The following is a 20,957-nucleotide window of genomic DNA, read 5'->3' as shown; positions in this document are numbered from 1 at the left end:
AAACCAATTCGAACTATCACTAATTGTGATATTAAAATGCAAACCATTTCTGCTAAAAAATCGTATAGAACTCATGAGGTTCGGTAAAAACATAAAAAAATACGATTTCATATTTATTTCACCAACAATTCACATAATTTCACTTCTTTTGTCGTATTAAATTACCAATTTCGAAAAATCGTCTTATGAGATATCCTTTCACTGCTGTAAATTTAGAAAAGCTTAGCCAAGAGTATTCAGGAAATCAAAATTTCGTTCACAATACACTCCCTAGGTTAAAAATTCTTCACGCAATAAAAAAAGACCTTACTACAATTCCCAATTTGGATTGGCATGTAGAATTCAATCATACCGATGTAAATATGAATCGTGTCACCATACATTATCAAAATAAAGCATACAAAGACTTTAATTTCTTTTACGAAATTCCACTTTCATTAAAATTTGAACTTCGGGTGTTTCTATCTAATTCATCCATCCATTTTATTGACTTGTACAATTTCCTACTCGAAAAGGAAATAATGAGTAAGGATCAGTTTTCAATAAAAGCAGCATACCACACCATTCCGCATTTCGTAATCAACTCAGAAACCAGACGTTACGACATGAGTATCATCAACAAGCATTCTGTCCATGATGATTTAAATGAAAATTTAATTGATGATAAAGTAAAAAATGACATTCAATCAGGATTTGAAATATTCAATCCAATTTTTGACCAATTAATATCACAATTCAAAATTTGAATTAATTTTAGATCATGAATTTCAAACCTTTACAAGACAAACAAAATAATCTGAGTATTAATAGAGCTTACTTTCTGCTATTTCTAGTCTTAACAGTTACTTTTCTTGTTGGAATAGGCGGCATTTGGATCTATAAAGAAGTATCAAATTTCACTTCTGAATCTGAAGCACTTAGAATTAAATCCATAGCTCAACAGAAAAAATTACTCATCAGTAAAACAGATGAATGTACCGACTTCATCAATTATCAAAATAATCAAGCTGAATCCAGAATAAAAAACAGACTTAAGAACCTGGTTAATCAAGCAGATGCAATTGCCTCAAATATTTACCAGCAAAACAAAGGGAAAATATCCGATAAGGAAATAAAACTGAGAATTAAACAAGCTATTTCTCCATTGCGATTTGCAAATAGTAGAGGATATGTATTTATCAACACCATAACCGGAGTTGGTGTTCTATACCCTTATTCCAAAGTAAATGAAGGTCGAAATTTAATTAATCTACAGGATCTAAATAAAAATTATCTCATTAAGAATGAAATCAACTTAATGAAGTTCCAGAATGAGGCTTACACTAAATATGAGAATACTAAAAAAGTAAAAAACAAATTCAATGCATACACAAAAGTATCGTTTATAAAGAAATTCACACCCTACAATTGGTACTTTGGAAGCTACGCTTTTTTAGATGACCTACAGGATGAAAACCAAAAAGAAGCATTAAATAGAATTAGTCAGATTACTGTAGGCGAAGACAACTATTACTTTGTTTATAAAAAAGATGGAACTTGTTTATTTCATAGAGACTCAGCAAGTATTGGAAAAAATTACAGAGATTATAAAAATATTCATCGTCGAAAGAATGTTGAAAGCTTTTTATCACATGCAGAGATTGAAAAGGAAGGCTTTGTTGAATATGAAGATCCAAGCTCGGACAAAGGAACTAAGATCTCATATATTACAACAATTGATGATTGGGATTGGGTAATTGGGGCAGGTATATATACAAAAGAAATAGATGAAAATATTGCAATTGCAAGTACTGAATTACGCGAAACCGTTTTTAATTATATTTACCAGATAATTATTCTAATTGGAATCGCTATTCTTATCTTTTATTTCACTTCAAAATTTATTTCAAAGAAAATGAATCGAAACTTTGTTTCGTTCAACAATTTTTTCCGCAAAGCATCTACTCAATCTTTTAAAATTAATCCTGACGATTTGTATTTCCCTGAATTTCGAGAGATGTCAAAAACAATCAATAAAATGATTGATATCCGAAGTCAAAAAGAAAACGAGTTACAGATTGCTAAAGAGCATGCGGAAGAATCGGATCGCTTAAAATCTTCCTTCCTGGCAAATATGTCGCATGAAATACGTACTCCAATGAATGCAATAATTGGATTTTCGGAGTTGCTGCAACAAGATGACTTACCCATGGAGACTAGAAAACAATTTTTCAGTCATATAAGTAACAGTGGTAATTCCTTACTTAATTTAATTAATGATATTATCGATTTTTCAAAAATTGAATCGGGAGAATTAAAAATATCGAAGACCATTTTTAATCTGAATCAGCTTTTTGAAGAGCTGCATCAAACATTCAAAAAAATTAAAACCGGTAAAGGCAAAGATCACATTAACCTCCAGTTCTCTAAAGGATTAAGTGATGAACAATCTATTATTTATACAGATCCATATCGTTTAAAACAAATCATAACAAATCTTGTTGAGAATTCTTTGAAATTTACTGAAAAAGGAAGTATTGTTGTGTCATATCAACTAAACGAAGATGAGATAATTTTTTCTGTGAAAGATACTGGTATCGGGATCTCAAAAGACAAACAAGATGTTATTTTTAACCGATTTCGACAAGCAGACGATTCCCATGCTCGAAAATATGGGGGAACTGGTCTGGGACTTTCTATTTCGAAAAAACTTACCAAGCTTTTAAATGGTAAATTATGGTTAGAATCTACGGTGGATGTTGGGAGTAGCTTCTTCATAAGTATCCCTTATCAGAAAGATAAAACGCCAAGGCCAAATAACACCTCTCTTAGTGATGATTTAAGTTCTAAAAAAAAGCTGACTGGGAAGAAGATACTTATCGTGGATGATTATAAAGTAAACCTCACTCTTTTAGAAAAAATGCTTAAAACGACTGGTATTGAAATTATAATTGCAAAAACAGGTGAAATGGCGATTGATCATTGTACAAAAAGCCATTTTGATTTGATTCTTTTAGACTTACAAATGCCAAATTTAAATGGGTATGACACGCTTAAGTTAATAAAGAAAGATAGACCAGACACAAAGATAATTGCTCAAACAGCATATGCCAAAGCGAATGAAAGAGAACAGGTTCTGAAGTCAGGATTTGATGGCTATATTGCCAAACCAATTATCAAACAAGAACTCATTGAAATCATACACAAAATGATTTAATAAAAACCTAATATTTTAGACATTTAAAATTTCGGACATTTAATTCTACCAATTTGTCTTCGACGCCGAAGATTTTTTTCCATGGAACCTGATGATCTATTTTTAAATCTCATTAAAAAAGAAATTTCGTGGGCTCCAGTATTTGTGTGTATTAATTTTGAGATCGTTTTATCGTAACTATAGGAAACTTGCCACCAATCACGAATTATTCCTAATTGCAGGATTATTGCATCGTATTCCAACTCCAAATTATCCCTGTACCACATTCCGTAAATAATTGATCCTTTTGAAAGGTACAAACCATAATTCAACTGTTTATTTGTTGATTGCTGCTGATATAAGAAACTAGGAGCTAAACTGAAAGAAGATCGATGTAAACCATTTCGGAAAACTGGCACATTAACACCACAATGCAAGGTGTATTTCCTTGGCAATCTGGAATAGTCACTCTCATCTTTAAAAGTTTCATTTGGTTCCGTTACGTGATGGGCAGCAAATCCAATAAACCAATTTTTGTAAGCGGCTATTACTCCAGATGAAAAATCAAAATAATTCCTGTTTAAGCGATCAATTGCTCCTTCTCCGGTAAACGGATTTATTAAGCCATTTATATAGAATTCATCTGTCTGGTCTGGATATGTGAAATTAGAAGTATTCAATTTTCGCTGGATAAATGAAACCTGAAAACCTGTTTTTATCGACAAATTACGCGAGACTCTCAATGTGTAGGCATACATTCCACTTGCCGTTGTGGTACTAATTGTTCCATCGCCTTGTTCATCTTGCATAATCTGCAATCCAACACCACCGCCAAGGGCATTTACATATTGATCGTAAGCTACACTATAACTTATGTATGCTGAATTTAATTCGGGCCATTGATTTCTGTAGCCAAATGAAATTCTAGGATCAAAATCAGAACCAGCAAATGCCGGATTCAAATAAATTTTATTCGCGTAGAACTGAGAGAACTCTACATCCTGTGCAAACAGATTTAAAGAATTCAATAATAGCATAACAACACTTACTATTTTCAGTTCGTTTCTCATTATCTAAATAAAGTTACAGTACCATGCGCACGTTCTTTTCCACCGTAAAAAATCATCCAAACGTAAACACCAATTTCCGATTCTTCTCCTTTGTAGGTTCCATTCCACCCGTCATATTTAAGCTCATTATTGCTTACAACATCTCTTCTCAACTCAAACACTTGTTCACCCCAACGAGAATAAATATACAATTCAAAATCGGTAACGACACCTTTGAAAACAGGATAAAAAATCTCATTTGGACCTTTCCCATTCGGTGTAAAAACATTTGGAACAACCATTTTAGGCTGTAACAATTTCACCGCGGCTGCAGATTGTGCAACACAACCAAAATCATTTATTACCTGAACGGAATAATCTCCAGGCTCGTCCACCTCAATACTTCTCCAATCGGAACCAGTACTCCAGTAATAAGAAGAGTACCCAGAACCAGCATCTATTGTAACAGTCTGACCTTTGTAAAAGCTTAAAGTATCAGCAGTCAAACTTAACTCCGGACTAGGGTAAACCTCTACATGCAATGTATCTGTCCCCATTATTCCGTATACATCCCAAACACTTACGATGTAATCACCCGTTTGGTTCACATTAATTGTTCTTGTTGTTTCACCTGTACTCCATTTATATCTTTCCCAGTGTCCTGGATCCAACAAAAGAGATGTTCCTTCACAAATGCCAGCGTTTCCACCTAAATGGATACTAGGAACAGGATTCACAGCAACTTTCACTTTTCCATTACCCCTACAGCCGTTCACATCTATAACACTAACAGCATATTCTCCATCACGATTTACTTTTAAAAATTGTGAACTTTCCTGATTACTCCACTCATATTGAACATATCCGCTTCCTGCATCAAGTAAGATCGTTGTTCCCTCACCAATTACAGTATCGCGTCCTAAATAAACATTAGGATTATCGTGAACAAATATTCGAATTTCATCATGGCCGACACATCCAAAATTATCGGTTGCTTTCAAGGTAAATTCACCCTCATTGTACACATAAATTTCTTTTGTTTGTCCTCCGGGAATCCATTCTGACTGATATCCATCAGGTGCTTCAATAATCAATTCTTCCCCTTTACAAATAAATAGGTCAGGCCCCAAGTCAACTATTGGAAGATCATGAACAATTACGTTCACGGAATCGTAACCAATACAACCATTATAATCTCTAACTTCTACAGAATAAACACCACTTGTGTAAGCCAATCTTGTCTGTGTTGTAACATCATCGCTCCATAAAAAGCTTTCTCCAGCTCCTATATCCAATAGTACTGATTCTCCAAAACACATATCAATCTGATTCGGTAGTGGGTTGTTTGGAAGCTGAATTATTTCTACATGAACACTATCAGAAGCAAAACAAGCATTTTCATTAAATACACTAAGAGTATACCATCCTGTATCTCCAGCTTTTATAGAATAATTTGTTTTCCCAATTAATGGAGAACCATCCTTATTCCATTGATAAGTATATCCTGCTTGAATTGGACCTTCAATATAGGTAGAGTCTCCATGACAAACTAAATTTGTTGAGTAAGACAAATTAAAATCAAATGCCGGATAAAATTCCACGGTAATACTATCAGTTGCAGTACAAGTATTTGCATCAGTAAAATCTACAAAATAATTACCTGAAGTAGAAACCGTAATAGTTTGTGTGGTTTCACCTGTATTCCATAAATAGCTACCAATTTGATTGCCTGAATCAAGAACAATACTTCCTTCACAAAGTGCCTGATCGGCTCCCAGATCAACTGTTGGATTTGCATGAATAGTTGCATTCACATCATCACTTGCTGAACAACCATTGGCGTCAGTTATAACGACTGAATAGTTACCTGAAACAGATACAGTGATTGTCTGTGTAATTTCACCTGTATTCCATAAATAAGTAGAACCAACATTTCCTGCATCAAACGTGATGCTGTTACCTGCACAAGTTTCCTGATCAATTCCTAAATCAACAACTGGATTCGCATGAATAGTTGCATCCACATCATCAGTCGCAGAACATCCGTTGGCGTCAGTTATAACAACTGAATAGTTACCTGAAGCAGAAACTGCAATTGTCTGAGTGGTTTCACCTGTAGACCATAAATAAGTTAAACCGATATTTCCTGCATCAAATGTAATTGTACCACCTGAACAAGTTTCCTGATCAATTCCTAAATCAACAACTGGATTTGCATGGATCGTAGCATTCACATCACCAGTAGCAGAACAGCCATTGGCGTCTGTTACTGTTACGCTATAATTATCACTTGTCGAAACTGCAATTGTCTGAGTGATTTCACCCGTAGACCATAAATAATCTGATCCAGCATTTCCTGCATCGAAAGTAATCGTTCCACCTTCGCAAGTTTCCTGATCAGCACCCAAATTAACTATTGGATTTGCATGAATGGTTGCATTTACATCATCTGTTGCTGAACAACCATTGGCGTCAGTTATAACAACTGAATAGTTACCTGAAGCTGAAACTGCAATTGTCTGAGTTATTTCTCCAGTAGACCATAAATAATCTGACCCAGCATTTCCTGCATCAAATCTGATGCTGTTGCCTGCACAAGTTTCCTGATCAATTCCTAAATCAACAACTGGATTCGCATGAATGGTAGCATCCACATCATCGGTTGCAGAACATCCGTTCGCATCAGTTATAACAACTGAATAGTTACCTGAAGTTGAAACTGCAATTGTTTGAGTTATTTCTCCGGTACTCCATAAATAAGTTGAACCGATATTTCCTGCATCGAAAGTAATCGTTCCACCTTCACAAGCTTCCTGATCATTTCCTAAATCAACAACTGGATTTGCATGAATGGTAGCTTCCACATCATCAGTAGCAGAACAACCATTGGCATCAGTTATTGTTACTGAATAATTTCCATTTGCTGAAACTGTAATTGTCTGAGTAGTTTCACCTGTACTCCATAAATAAGTTGAACCGATATTTCCTGCATCAAATGTGATGCTGTTACCTGAACAAGTTTCCTGATCATTTCCTAAATCAACAACTGGATTTGCATGGATCGTAGCATCCACATCATCCGTTGCTGAACAACCATTGGCGTCTGTTATTGTTACTGAATAGTTACCTGAAGTCGAAACGCTTATTGTCTGAGTTATTTCTCCAGTAGACCATAAATAATCTGACCCAGCATTTCCCGCATCGAAAGTAATCGTACTTCCTGCACAAGTTTCCTGATCAATTCCTAAATCAACAACGGGATTCGCATGAATAGTTGCATCCACATCATCCGTTGCTGAACAACCATTCCCGTCAGTTATAACAACTGAATAGTTACCTGAAGCAGAAACTGCAATTGTCTGAGTTATTTCACCTGTACTCCATAAATAATCTGATCCTGCATTTCCTGCATCGAAAGTAATCGTTCCACCTTCACAAGTTTCCTCATCAATTCCTAAATCGACAACCGGATTTGCATAAATAGTAGCATCCACATCATCCGTTGCTGAACAACCATTACCGTCAGTTATAACAACTGAATAGTTACCTGAAGTTGAAACTGAAATTGTCTGAGTAGTTTCTCCGGTATTCCATAAATAAGTTGAACCGATATTTCCTGCATCAAATGTGATGCTGTTTCCTGCACAAGTTTCCTGATCGATTCCTAAATCAACAACGGGATTCGCATGAATAGTTGCATCCACATCATCCGTTGCTGAACAACCATTGGCGTCAGTTATAACAACTGAATAGTTACCTGAAGCAGAAACTGCAATTGTCTGAGTAGTTTCACCTGTACTCCATAGGTAAGTTGAACCGATATTTCCTGCATCGAAAGTAATCGTTCCACCTTCACAAGTTTCCTGATCAATTCCTAAATCAACAACTGGATTTGCATGAATGGTAGCTTCCACATCATCAGTAGCAGAACAACCATTGGCATCAGTTATTGTTACTGAATAATTTCCATTTGCTGAAACTGTAATTGTCTGAGTAGTTTCACCTATACTCCATAAATAAGTTGAACCGATATTTCCTGCATCAAATGTGATGCTGTTACCTGAACAAGTTTCCTGATCATTTCCTAAATCAACAACTGGATTTGCATAAATCGTTGCATCCACATCATCGGTAGCAGAACAACCGTTCGCATCAGTTACTGTTACACTATAATTACCACTTGTTGAAACCGTATTTGTTTGAGTTGTTTCTCCGGTAGACCATAAATAAGTTGAACCGATATTTCCTGCATCAAATGTGATGCTATTACCTGAACAAGTTTTCTGATCATTTCCTAAATCAACAACTGGATTTGCATAAATCGTTGCATCCACATCATCGGTAGCAGAACAACCATTGGCATCAGTTATTGTTACTGAATAATTTCCATTTGCTGAAACTGTAATTGTCTGAGTAGTTTCTCCTGTACTCCATAAATAAGTTGAACCGATATTTCCTGCATCAAATGTGATGCTGTTTCCTGCACATGTTTCCTGATCAGCACCCAAATTAACTATTGGATTTGCATGAATGGTTGCATTTACATCATCTGTTGCTGAACAACCATTGGCGTCAGTTATAACAACTGAATAGTTACCTGAAGCTGAAACTGCAATTGTCTGAGTGGTTTCACCTGTACTCCATAAATAAGTTGAACCGATATTTCCTGCATCAAATGTGATGCTGTTTCCTGCACATGTTTCCTGATCAATTCCTAAATCAACAACAGGATTCGCATGAATAGTAGCATCCGCATCATCCGTTGCTGAACAACCATTACCGTCAGTTATAACAACTGAATAGTTACCTGAAGTTGAAACTGAAATTGTCTGAGTAGTTTCTCCGGTATTCCATAAATAAGTTGAACCGATATTTCCTGCATCAAATGTGATGCTGTTTCCTGCACAAGTTTCCTGATCGATTCCTAAATCAACAACGGGATTCGCATGAATAGTTGCATCCACATCATCCGTTGCTGAACAACCATTCCCGTCAGTTATAACAACTGAATAGTTACCTGAAGCAGAAACTGCAATTGTCTGAGTTATTTCACCTGTACTCCATAAATAATCTGATCCTGCATTTCCTGCATCGAAAGTAATCGTTCCACCTTCACAAGTTTCCTCATCAATTCCTAAATCGACAACCGGATTTGCATAAATAGTAGCATCCACATCATCCGTTGCTGAACAACCATTACCGTCAGTTATAACAACTGAATAGTTACCTGAAGTTGAAACTGAAATTGTCTGAGTAGTTTCTCCGGTATTCCATAAATAAGTTGAACCGATATTTCCTGCATCAAATGTGATGCTGTTTCCTGCACAAGTTTCCTGATCGATTCCTAAATCAACAACGGGATTCGCATGAATAGTTGCATCCACATCATCCGTTGCTGAACAACCATTCCCGTCAGTTATAACAACTGAATAGTTACCTGAAGCAGAAACTGCAATTGTCTGAGTTATTTCACCTGTACTCCATAAATAATCTGATCCTGCATTTCCTGCATCGAAAGTAATCGTTCCACCTTCACAAGTTTCCTCATCAATTCCTAAATCGACAACCGGATTTGCATAAATAGTAGCATCCACATCATCGGTAGCAGAACAACCATTGGCGTCAGTTATAACAACCGAATAGTTACCTGAAACAGAAACTGCAATTGTCTGTGTGGTTTCTCCGGTATTCCATAAATAAGTTGAACCGATATTTCCTGCATCAAATGTGATGCTATTACCTGAACAAGTTTTCTGATCATTTCCTAAATCAACAACTGGATTTGCATAAATCGTTGCATCCACATCATCGGTAGCAGAACAACCATTGGCATCAGTTATTGTTACTGAATAATTTCCATTTGCTGAAACTGTAATTGTCTGAGTAGTTTCACCTGTACTCCATAAATAAGTTGAACCGATATTTCCTGCATCAAATGTGATGCTGTTTCCTGCACAAGTTTTCTGATCATTTCCTAAATCAACAACTGGATTTGCATAAATCGTTGCATCCACATCATCGGTAGCAGAACAACCATTGGCATCAGTTATTGTTACTGAATAATTTCCATTTGCTGAAACTGTAATTGTCTGAGTAGTTTCTCCTGTACTCCATAAATAAGTTGAACCGATATTTCCTGCATCAAATGTGATGCTGTTTCCTGCACATGTTTCCTGATCAGCACCCAAATTAACTATTGGATTTGCATGAATGGTTGCATTTACATCATCTGTTGCTGAACAACCATTGGCGTCAGTTATAACAACTGAATAGTTACCTGAAGCTGAAGCTGAAACTGCAATTGTCTGAGTGGTTTCACCTGTACTCCATAAATAAGTTGAACCGATATTTCCTGCATCAAATGTGATGCTGTTTCCTGCACATGTTTCCTGATCAATTCCTAAATCAACAACAGGATTCGCATGAATAGTAGCATCCGCATCATCCGTTGCTGAACAACCATTCCCGTCAGTAATAGTAACACTGTAGTTGTCTGAAGTCGAAACGATTATTGTCTGAGTTATTTCACCTGTACTCCATAAATAATCTGATCCTGCATTTCCTGCATCGAAAGTAATCGTTCCACCTTCACAAGTTACCTCATCAATTCCTAAATCGACAACCGGATTTGCATAAATAGTAGCATCCACATCATCAGTTGCTGAACAACCATTGGCGTCAGTTATAACAACTGAATAGTTACCTGAAACAGATACAGTGATTGTCTGTGTCGTTTCACCTGTAGACCATAAGTAAGTTGACCCAGCATTTCCCGCATCGAAAGTAATCGTACTTCCTGTACAAGTTTCCTGATCAATTCCTAAATCGACAACCGGATTTGCATGAATAGTAGCATCCACATCATCCGTTGCAGAACAACCATTGGCGTCAGTTATAACAACTGAATAATTTCCATTTGCTGAAACTGTAATTGTCTGAGTAGTTTCTCCGGTATTCCATAAATATGTAGAACCGATATTTCCTGCATCAAATGTAATTGTACCACCTGAACAAGTTTCCTGATCAATTCCTAAATCAACTGTTGGATTTGCATGAATAGTAGCATCCACATCATCCGTTGCTGAACAACCGTTTGTATCTGTTATTGTTACTGAATAGTTACCTGAAGTCAAAACGCTTATTGTCTGAGTTGTTTCACCCGTAGACCATAAATAATCTGATCCAGCATTGCCTGCATCGAAAGTAATCGTTCCTCCTTCACAAGTTTCCTGATCAGCTCCCAAATCAACAGTTGGATTTGCATGAATAGTAGCATCCACATCACCGGTAGCAGAACAGCCATTGGCGTCAATTATTGTTACGCTATAATTTCCATTCGCTGAAACTGTAATTGTCTGAGTTGTTTCACCTGTATTCCATAAATAATCTGATCCAGCATTTCCTGCATCGAAAGTAATCGTTCCACCTTCGCATGTTTCCTGATCAATTCCTAAGTCGACAACTGGATTCGCGTGAATAGTAGCATCCACATCATCGGTTGCTGAACAGCCATTGCCGTCAGTAATTGTTACTGAATAATTTCCATTTGCTGAAACTGTAATTGTCTGAGTTGTTTCTCCTGTACTCCATAAATAAGTTGACCCGATATTTCCTGCATCAAATGTGATGCTGTTTCCTGCACAAGTTTCCTGATCAGCACCCAAATTAACTATTGGATTTGCATAAATCGTTGCATCCACATCATCAGTTGCAGAACAACCGTTCGCATCAGTTACTGTTACACTATAATTACCACTTGTTGAAACCGTATTTGTTTGAGTTGTTTCTCCGGTAGACCATAAATAAGTTGAACCGATATTTCCTGCATCAAATGTGATGCTATTACCTGAACAAGTTTTCTGATCATTTCCTAAATCAACAACTGGATTTGCATGGATCGTAGCATCCGCATCATCCGTTGCTGAACAACCATTACCGTCAGTTATAACAACTGAATAGTTACCTGAAGTTGAAACTGTAATTGTCTGACTAGTTTCACCTGTACTCCATAAATAAGTTGAACCGATATTTCCTGCATCAAATGTGATGCTGTTACCTGAACAAGTTTCCTGATCATTTCCTAAATCAACAACTGGATTTGCATAAATCGTTGCATCCACATCATCAGTTGCAGAACAACCGTTCGCATCAGTTACTGTTACACTATAATTACCACTTGTTGAAACCGTATTTGTTTGAGTTGTTTCTCCGGTAGACCATAAATAAGTTGAACCGATATTTCCTGCATCAAATGTGATGCTATTACCTGAACAAGTTTTCTGATCATTTCCTAAATCAACAACTGGATTTGCATGGATCGTAGCATCCGCATCATCCGTTGCTGAACAACCATTACCGTCAGTTATAACAACTGAATAGTTACCTGAAACAGATACAGTGATTGTCTGTGTCGTTTCACCTGTAGACCATAAGTAAGTTGACCCAGCATTTCCCGCATCGAAAGTAATCGTACTTCCTGTACAAGTTTCCTGATCAATTCCTAAATCGACAACCGGATTTGCATGAATGGTAGCATCCACATCATCGGTTGCAGAACATCCGTTCGCATCAGTTATAACAACTGAATAGTTACCTGAAGTTGAAACTGCAATTGTTTGAGTTATTTCTCCGGTACTCCATAAATAAGTTGAACCGATATTTCCTGCATCAAATGTGATGCTATTACCTGAACAAGTTTCCTGATCATTTCCTAAATCAACAGTTGGATTTGCATGGATCGTAGCATCCACATCATCGGTTGCTGAACAACCATTACCGTCAGTTATAACAACTGAATAGTTACCTGAAGTTGAAACTGTAATTGTCTGACTAGTTTCACCTGTACTCCATAAATAAGTTGAACCGATATTTCCTGCATCAAATGTGATGCTGTTACCTGAACAAGTTTCCTGATCATTTCCTAAATCAACAACTGGATTTGCATAAATCGTTGCATCCACATCATCAGTTGCAGAACAACCGTTCGCATCAGTTACTGTTACACTATAATTACCACTTGTTGAAACCGTATTTGTTTGAGTTGTTTCTCCGGTAGACCATAAATAAGTTGAACCGATATTTCCTGCATCAAATGTGATGCTATTACCTGAACAAGTTTTCTGATCATTTCCTAAATCAACAACTGGATTTGCATGGATCGTAGCATCCGCATCATCCGTTGCTGAACAACCATTACCGTCAGTTATAACAACTGAATAGTTACCTGAAGTTGAAACTGAAATTGTCTGAGTAGTTTCTCCGGTATTCCATAAATAAGTTGAACCGATATTTCCTGCATCAAATGTGATGCTGTTTCCTGCACATGTTTCCTGATCAGCACCCAAATTAACTATTGAATTTGCATGAATGGTTGCATTTACATCATCTGTCGCTGAACAACCATTCCCGTCATTAATAGTAACACTGTAGTTGTCTGAAGTCGAAACGCTTATTGTCTGAGTTATTTCACCTGTACTCCATAAATAAGTTGACCCGATATTTCCTGCATCAAATGTGATGCTGTTTCCTGCACAAGTTTCCTGATCATTTCCTAAATCAACAACTGGATTTGCATAAATCGTTGCATCCACATCATCGGTTGCAGAACAACCATTAGCATCAGTTATATCAACCGAATAGTTACCTGAAACAGAAACTGCAATTGTCTGTGTGGTTTCTCCGGTATTCCATAAATAGGTAGAACCGATATTTCCTGCATCAAATGTAATTGTACCACCTGAACAAGTTTCCTGATCAATTCCTAAATCAACTGTTGGATTTGCATGAATAGTAGCATCCACATCATCCGTTGCAGAACAACCATTGGTGTCAGTTATTGTTACTGAATAATTTCCCGAGGTAGAAACGCTTATTGTCTGTGTGGTTTCACCTGTATTCCATAAATAGGTAGAACCTGCATTTTCAGCATCGAAAGTAATCGTACTTCCTGCACAAGTTTCCTGATCAGCTCCCAAATTGACTGTAGGATTTGTATGAATAGTCGCATTCGCATCATCGGTAGCTGAACAGCCATTAATATCAGTTAAAATTACAGAATAGTTGCCAGATGTAGATACCAATATTGCTTGCAATGTTTCACCTGTACTCCATAAATAAGTTGAACCAGGAAGACCAGCCTCAAGCATTATAGTATTTCCCGAACAAGCCTCCTGATCTAAACCCAAATCAACAATCGGATTTGGATAAACCATTAGATTCATATTATCACTCCCCAAACATCCATTTACATCCGTTATATCAACAGAATAATTACCCGAAGAGGATATAATAATAGTCTGAGTAGTCTCACCTGTACTCCATAAATAAGCAGAACCAGGATGACCTGCATCTAAGCTAACTGTATTTCCTTCACAAATCGCCTGATCCGAACCCAAATCAACATTCAGATTACTACTAATATCGACACGAACGGTATCTTTAGCAGGATCGACACAAGGAAGAATAGGTTGAGCACTTAATTCCAGCTCTACAAATCCATTCGAAACATCCAAACTACCAGGAGTATATGTTGCATTCAATAGGTTTGAATCATCAAAAGAACCATCACCAAAACTTCTCCATACAAAAGATGATGCATTGGTAACACTACCATTTAGAGAAGCCTTCCCAGCCTCGCAAATAGCAAGATCTGAACCTGCATCAGCCGTTACATGTTGAATTACTTCAACCGTTACATCCAATGGAATCTCAGATAATTTAAACATACTAATACCATCCAAAGCAAAAGCATTATCAACACCAGTTGTACTAGTATTATTGATTTGAACATTTAATGTACTTGAAGCATCTGAATAAACTAATCTCTGATACTTGTTCCAGTTGCATGGAGTATTCGTACTAAAACTTTCAATAACAACTCCATTTATTACAAGTTCAAAATCGTCATGACTATCATTTTTAAGATTTGTAATATTCAGAGCAAAGACATAATAACTATCTGTATCGACATCAATATCTTGCTCCCAAACCGTACTATTTAAATTTCCTCCTTCAATCACCATCATTCTATCCGGAGAATTACCGGTCACACCATTACAATCACTTTTATCATTACCGAAAAATTCAGTATTATCACTTACAGTATATTTACTTAATGTAAATTTGCAACTACTAGCATTTGAACAATAATTGTAATCACTTTTGATTTCTATATTTCCCAAAGTAAAATTACCATTTTTCACCAGCTCCAAAGTTTCATCAATATAGAAAACACGCAAATTGTATGTTGTTGTTGAATCTGGTGAAACTACAACTCTGGAAGATAAACCATCTACATCCCAATTAAATAGAAAATCATTTCCTGCATAAAGCTCAACAGATTCATCTCTACAAATAATTGTATCATTTAAAGTTACGTCAGGAATAAAACCAGTCGCACTGGTTATATTAATCATATCCATAGCTGAACAGCCATTCATATCAAAAACACGAACAGCATACAAACCAGGCTTATCAACATCCAAGTATCTATTTCTCGACCCATCGTCCCAAATATAGAAGAAATGACTTCCAGCATCCAATCGAATTACATCTCCTGTATTTAATACCTGATCAGGTCCTAAATTAACAACCGGAGGTGGAACTAAAGTCACATTTACATCATCTGTTGCAATACATCCATCTGAACTTGTAACAGTAAGAGAGTAATTACCATCATCATATACAATAATCTCTTGCGTTGTTTCTCCAGTACTCCATAAATAAGTTGCACCTGAAATACCTGCATTTAATACCACCGCGTTTCCCGAACAAACTCTTCGATCGCGACCTAAATCAATTATTAGATCTGGATAAAAACCAACAAAAACAGTATCCGTTTCAACACAATGAAATGAATTGGTAACCTCAACAGAATAAGTTCCACTCGTCGAAACCTCAATAGTTTGAGAAGTTTCTCCAGTATTCCAAGAATAAGAGGAACCTGGATTTTCTGCATCCAAAATAACATTTTCTCCACCACAAGAGGCCTGGTTATCTGCAAAACCGATAAAAGGAACAGGATTTAAAGTAAGAGTCATAAAATCCGTAACAACTCCACACGGAGAATTCGAATTAGCCGTTGCGATAAGAACTACACTTCCATTAGAAGTATCATTGTTTCCAGGAGTATAAGTTGAATTAATATCCGAAGGATTAGAAAACGTACCATCACCGGAAGTTGACCACAAAAAACCTGTTTGATTAGACACCGTTGCCCCTAAACTTGCTGTTTCATTTCCACAGACAGTTAAATCGGAACCTGCGTCAATAATTGCCGGCTGAATAACTGTAACGGTTCTACTATCCGGCACTTCAACCAAAGGATTAAACGAAATACCGTCCAAAGCATAATCGTTACCACTTCGAATTAAATTTTTATTTACAATAGAAATTTCAATAGAAGTTTTTGTGCCAGAATACCATAAGGAATAAAACTCTTCCCAATTACAAGTCAAATTAACACCAGGTTCAATATAATCACCCATTAGAACTCCATCAATCATAAATTCCAGTCTGGCTGGATTGGTTGGATGAACATTTGCCGCCCAAGTTGAAAAGGCATAGTATTGATTTGGATTTACGGTAATAGTCTGACTCCAAACAACAACATCTTCTTCGGGTGCTCCATTAACAATTAGCATTTTATCAGGACTATTTCCTGTTTGTCCATTGCAAGGAGAGAAATTAGCATGATATGCCTGAGGATTGCTATCAACAGCATATCGTCCCTCCATCCATAAAGATTCATTATTTGAATGATCATCTGTAGAAAGAACAGGATCCGGACAATACACATACTCGCTATAAAAACCAAAATTCCCCAATTCAAAATCTCCATTCGTAATTAACTCTGTTCCTGTATCCGGAATAAAAACACGAAGATCGTAAGTCGTTGTAGCAACAGGAGAGACACTAATTGTCGGTGAAAGTTGACCGGTACTCCAATTGTACATATAAGAACCTGTTTTCGCCTCCAGAATAACAGATTCGCCAACACAGATAGTTGTATCATTAGCAGGTCGCAGTATTTGTGCTGTTCCTGAAGAATAACTAAATACTATAACTATCGTAACACAAATAAGCTGTAGAAATCTTTTCATATTCACCCTTTCATTAAAACCGTCTACTCCAAATCTCCAGGCATCTGCCTTTTGACGAAAGCTTTGTTTTTTTACTTTAATTACGTAAATTTAATGATTAATGTTTGGTTTTTAATGAATCACTTGGCTCCCCTCGTCAAAAAAACACATAACAAACAGGATATGAGTAAATTGCCTGAATGTTTAATTTTTATTAAAACACAGACTAAATAAAGAAGCTATCACCTTAAGTTTATTCACTTCTGCTCAGTCAAAATTTTTCACTATCTTATTAATGAGGCTACGAAACTGAAATCGATTGCATGAAATAATGCTTTTCATACTCTCCATAACTCAATTATGCTTAATGGTATTGCATTAATATGCAAATCATCACCCCAACATACTCACTACTTAAATATAAAACCACTATGTAAATGCACTATTCAATAAAAACATTTCACATACATTAACACATCTACACTCGCTCATATACTGGGCATTAACAACTTGGTGTTGTGGTAATGTAGTACCACATATTATTCTTGTTGAGGTTTAATAGCTACGATGGATTTGGAATAAACACCTATATAGGCCGACCTTTAAGGTGTTATTAATAATCAAATATAAAAGAGCATGAGATTACTATTATCTAACCTAATTCTTTTGCTGTTTTCTATGTCTGTATTTGCACAAAGCAATACGAATATCACAGGTATAGTTACAGACCAATCCGGAATACCATTAATTGGTGTTACTGTATTTGTTAAAGGAACCACTTCAGGAACCGTAACAGATATTGACGGAAACTACACCATTGCAACTTTAAGCGATGCTACACTCGTTTACAGTTTTATTGGTATGGAAACACAGGAAATTCCTGTAAACAATCGTAACAACATCAATGTAACTCTTATCGATTCCACAACAGGCTTAGATGAGGTAATCGTTGTTGGATATGGAACACAAACTGTAAAGGATCTTACATCATCGATTACCACAGTAAAAGCTGAAGAGTTAATGAAAACACCTTCCGGCAATGTTATGCAATCGTTACAAGGGAAAGTAGCCGGACTTCAAGTTATTAGTTCCGGGGCTCCAGGTGAATCACCAACCATACGTCTTCGCGGTATTGGTTCCTATCCTGGGCATGGCAATGAAGGTCCTTTGTTTGTTGTCGATGGAGTATTCTACGACAATATCGATTTTTTAAACACGGCTGATGTTGAATCAACCTCAGTACTTAAAGATGCCTCAGCCGCAGCAATTTATGGAGTTCGGGCTGCAAATGGAGTTGTGTTGATCGAAACGAAATCCGGTAAACGAAATCAAAAAGCCCAAATCAACTACAATGGCTATTACGGTTACCAAGTCGCACAGAATGTGCTAAAAATGGCAAACGCCGAACAATACACTACAATGGCTATGGAGTCAGGCTCTGCTGCAGACGAACAATATATTTTAAATGCGATGCAACGATATGGTCGTAGTCGTGTAAACCCAAATGTACCAAACGTAAATACAGATTGGTATGACGAAATTATGCGTACTGCTGCTATTCAAAATCATAGTTTAAGTGTATCCGGAGGTAACGAGAATACAACCTACTCTATTGGAACAAGTTTTTTTACCCAAGAAGGTGTTTTGAATATGAAGAATGAGTACGAACGTTTTAATCTTCGTTCAAAAATTGACTATCAGGCAAATGAATGGTTCACAATCGGTGGTAATGTGATTTTGAGCAATGCGACCAAATATGCACCTGAATCAGCCGCTTGGAATGTTGCTTATTTTGCGGTACCAATAATGCCTGTGTACGATGAACTCAATACAGCGGCAAGCCCAACCAGATATGCGAGCGCTGAAGATTTAGGATATCGAGGAGGCAAAAATCCTTTTCCAACAATGGATTTAAGTGAAAATCGTATTAGAACAAAAAAAGTACTTGCAAATTTCTATGCTAAACTGGACCTAATACCAAAAAAATTAAGTTTCAAAACAACTTACAGTCAAAATTTCACTTCACAAGAAGAACGATTTGTTGATCTTGCGTATTTTGTAAGTACTAATTTTAAACGTACGGATGACTCTGTTCAAAAAACCTCTCAAACCACAACGAACCAAACCTGGGATAACATATTAACCTATACTGACAGCTTTGGAAATCATAATCTTACACTTATGGCTGGATCATCTTACAGAGATGAGACATGGAATTATCTTAGCGCAACCGGTTTAAATTTCCCATCAGGACTAGAAGAAAACTGGTACATCAGTCAATCAGACAGTAAACCAACTGAAAGTGTTAATGATGGCGGCAATAAACAGCATGGCATGTCTTATTTTGGAAGAATGTCTTATAACTTCAATAGAAAATATTTACTATATGGAACTATGAGAGCGGATGGCAGCTCAAAGTACCAGGAGAAATGGGGCTATTTCCCAACTATTGGTGCTGGTTGGGTTATTTCAGAAGAAAACTTCATGACGGATGTAGAGTTTGTTGACTTTTTAAAATTTCGCGCAAGTTGGGGAAAACTGGGAAATAATAAAATCGCAGCCAGCGATGGTGCTAATTCAACTACTGTTGTAACAACTGCGATTGATGATGCTTTAGTTTCTGGAACAACAACATCAAGTACATACTCCTCTCTTAAATGGGAGGTTACCGAAGAAACAAACTTTGGTGTTACGACAACTCTTCTTGCTAATAGACTATCTGTAGATGCTGATTATTATATCCGCGACACAAAAAATGCAGTTATTAATGTTACAAATCCTCTTGTAGGAGGCACAGTAAGAAAAAATGTTGGAGAAATCAGAAACTCGGGATTCGAGCTGGCTTTAAATTGGAATGATAATATTACAAAAGATTTAAAATACTCAATCGGAGCAAACGTTTCTACTCTTAAAAACGAAGTAAGAGATTTATTTGGTCAGCCTTATATAGACGGTGGACAAGCAGAATTTCGTCAGCGTTCAATTGTAGGTGAACCATTATTGGCATTTTTTGGACGTGAAGTAGCGGGTGTTTATCAAAACGAGGCTGAAATAGCCGCTGATCCTGTTGCTGTAGAAAATGGGTTAGCTCCTGGAGATTTTAAATACAAAGACCAAAATGATGATGGAGTAATTGATGACGACGATAGGGTTGTTTTAGGCTCTTATTTTCCAAAATTCATGTACGGTGTAAATCTTGGCATAACATACAAGAACTGGGATTTCACAATGAATATTTTAGGACAGACCGGAAACAAAATTCTTAATCGTAAACGCGGTGAATTAATCTGGACAAATGATGGAAACATGGATGCTGATCTTGCAAAAAATCGTTGGCATGGTGAGGGAACTTCAAATAAATATCCTTCCTCTGCAGGATTAAGAAAAGGCTGGAACCAAAAAATGAGTGATTATTTTGTCGAGGATGGATCCTACTTCAGAATTCAAAACATTCAAATTGCTTACAATATAAGACAAAAGGTAATGTTTGGTGTGAAAGTTCCTGAATCTAGAATTTCATTCACAGCAGATCGTCCTTTAACTGTCTTTAGCTACAACGGATTTAATCCTGAAGTAGAAAATGGAATCGATACACAAACTTATCCTATTCCAGCAGTATACACACTTGGCTTAAATGTTAATTTTTAATTCAAA

The 20,957-nt window shown here is 36.5% G+C and carries 5 protein-coding genes; 3 read left to right on the top strand and 2 right to left on the bottom strand.

Going from position 1 to position 20,957, the window contains the following annotated elements; translation table 11 throughout:
- Nucleotides 1–185 precede the first annotated feature (185 nt).
- Entirely contained in the window at nucleotides 186–746 is a 561-nt protein-coding gene (locus ALGA_RS14705) for a hypothetical protein (protein WP_096430267.1), read from the top strand.
- 14 nt (nucleotides 747–760) lie between these two features.
- Entirely contained in the window at nucleotides 761–3,196 is a 2,436-nt protein-coding gene (locus ALGA_RS14700; protein WP_096430264.1) for a cache domain-containing protein, read from the top strand.
- 23 nt (nucleotides 3,197–3,219) lie between these two features.
- Here the strand turns inward: ALGA_RS14700 and ALGA_RS14695 are convergent, their stop codons facing one another.
- Both ALGA_RS14695 and ALGA_RS14690 read right to left on the bottom strand, forming a co-directional pair.
- Nucleotides 3,220–4,245 carry a PorP/SprF family type IX secretion system membrane protein gene (locus ALGA_RS14695; RefSeq protein WP_096430261.1) on the bottom strand — a complete coding sequence of 342 codons (1,026 nt, stop codon included), beginning with the start codon at nucleotides 4,243–4,245 and terminating at the stop codon, nucleotides 3,220–3,222.
- The gene (locus tag ALGA_RS14690) at nucleotides 4,245–17,324 is read right to left on the bottom strand and encodes a T9SS type B sorting domain-containing protein (RefSeq protein ID WP_096430259.1); all 13,080 of its coding nucleotides are present in this window, start codon (nucleotides 17,322–17,324) and stop codon (nucleotides 4,245–4,247) included. The genes ALGA_RS14695 and ALGA_RS14690 overlap by 1 nt, the downstream gene beginning before the upstream one ends.
- A gap of 615 nt (nucleotides 17,325–17,939) precedes the next feature.
- Between ALGA_RS14690 and ALGA_RS14685 the strand changes: the two genes are divergently transcribed.
- Nucleotides 17,940–20,951 (top strand): SusC/RagA family TonB-linked outer membrane protein, encoded by a 3,012-nt coding sequence (locus ALGA_RS14685; protein WP_096430256.1) that lies wholly within the window; start codon nucleotides 17,940–17,942, stop codon nucleotides 20,949–20,951.
- The last annotated feature ends 6 nt before the right edge of the window (nucleotides 20,952–20,957 follow it).

The organism is Labilibaculum antarcticum (assembly GCF_002356295.1).
GTDB classification, from domain to species: Bacteria; Bacteroidota; Bacteroidia; order Bacteroidales; family Marinifilaceae; genus Labilibaculum; species Labilibaculum antarcticum.
This window is presented reverse-complemented; position numbering and strand designations above follow the sequence as displayed.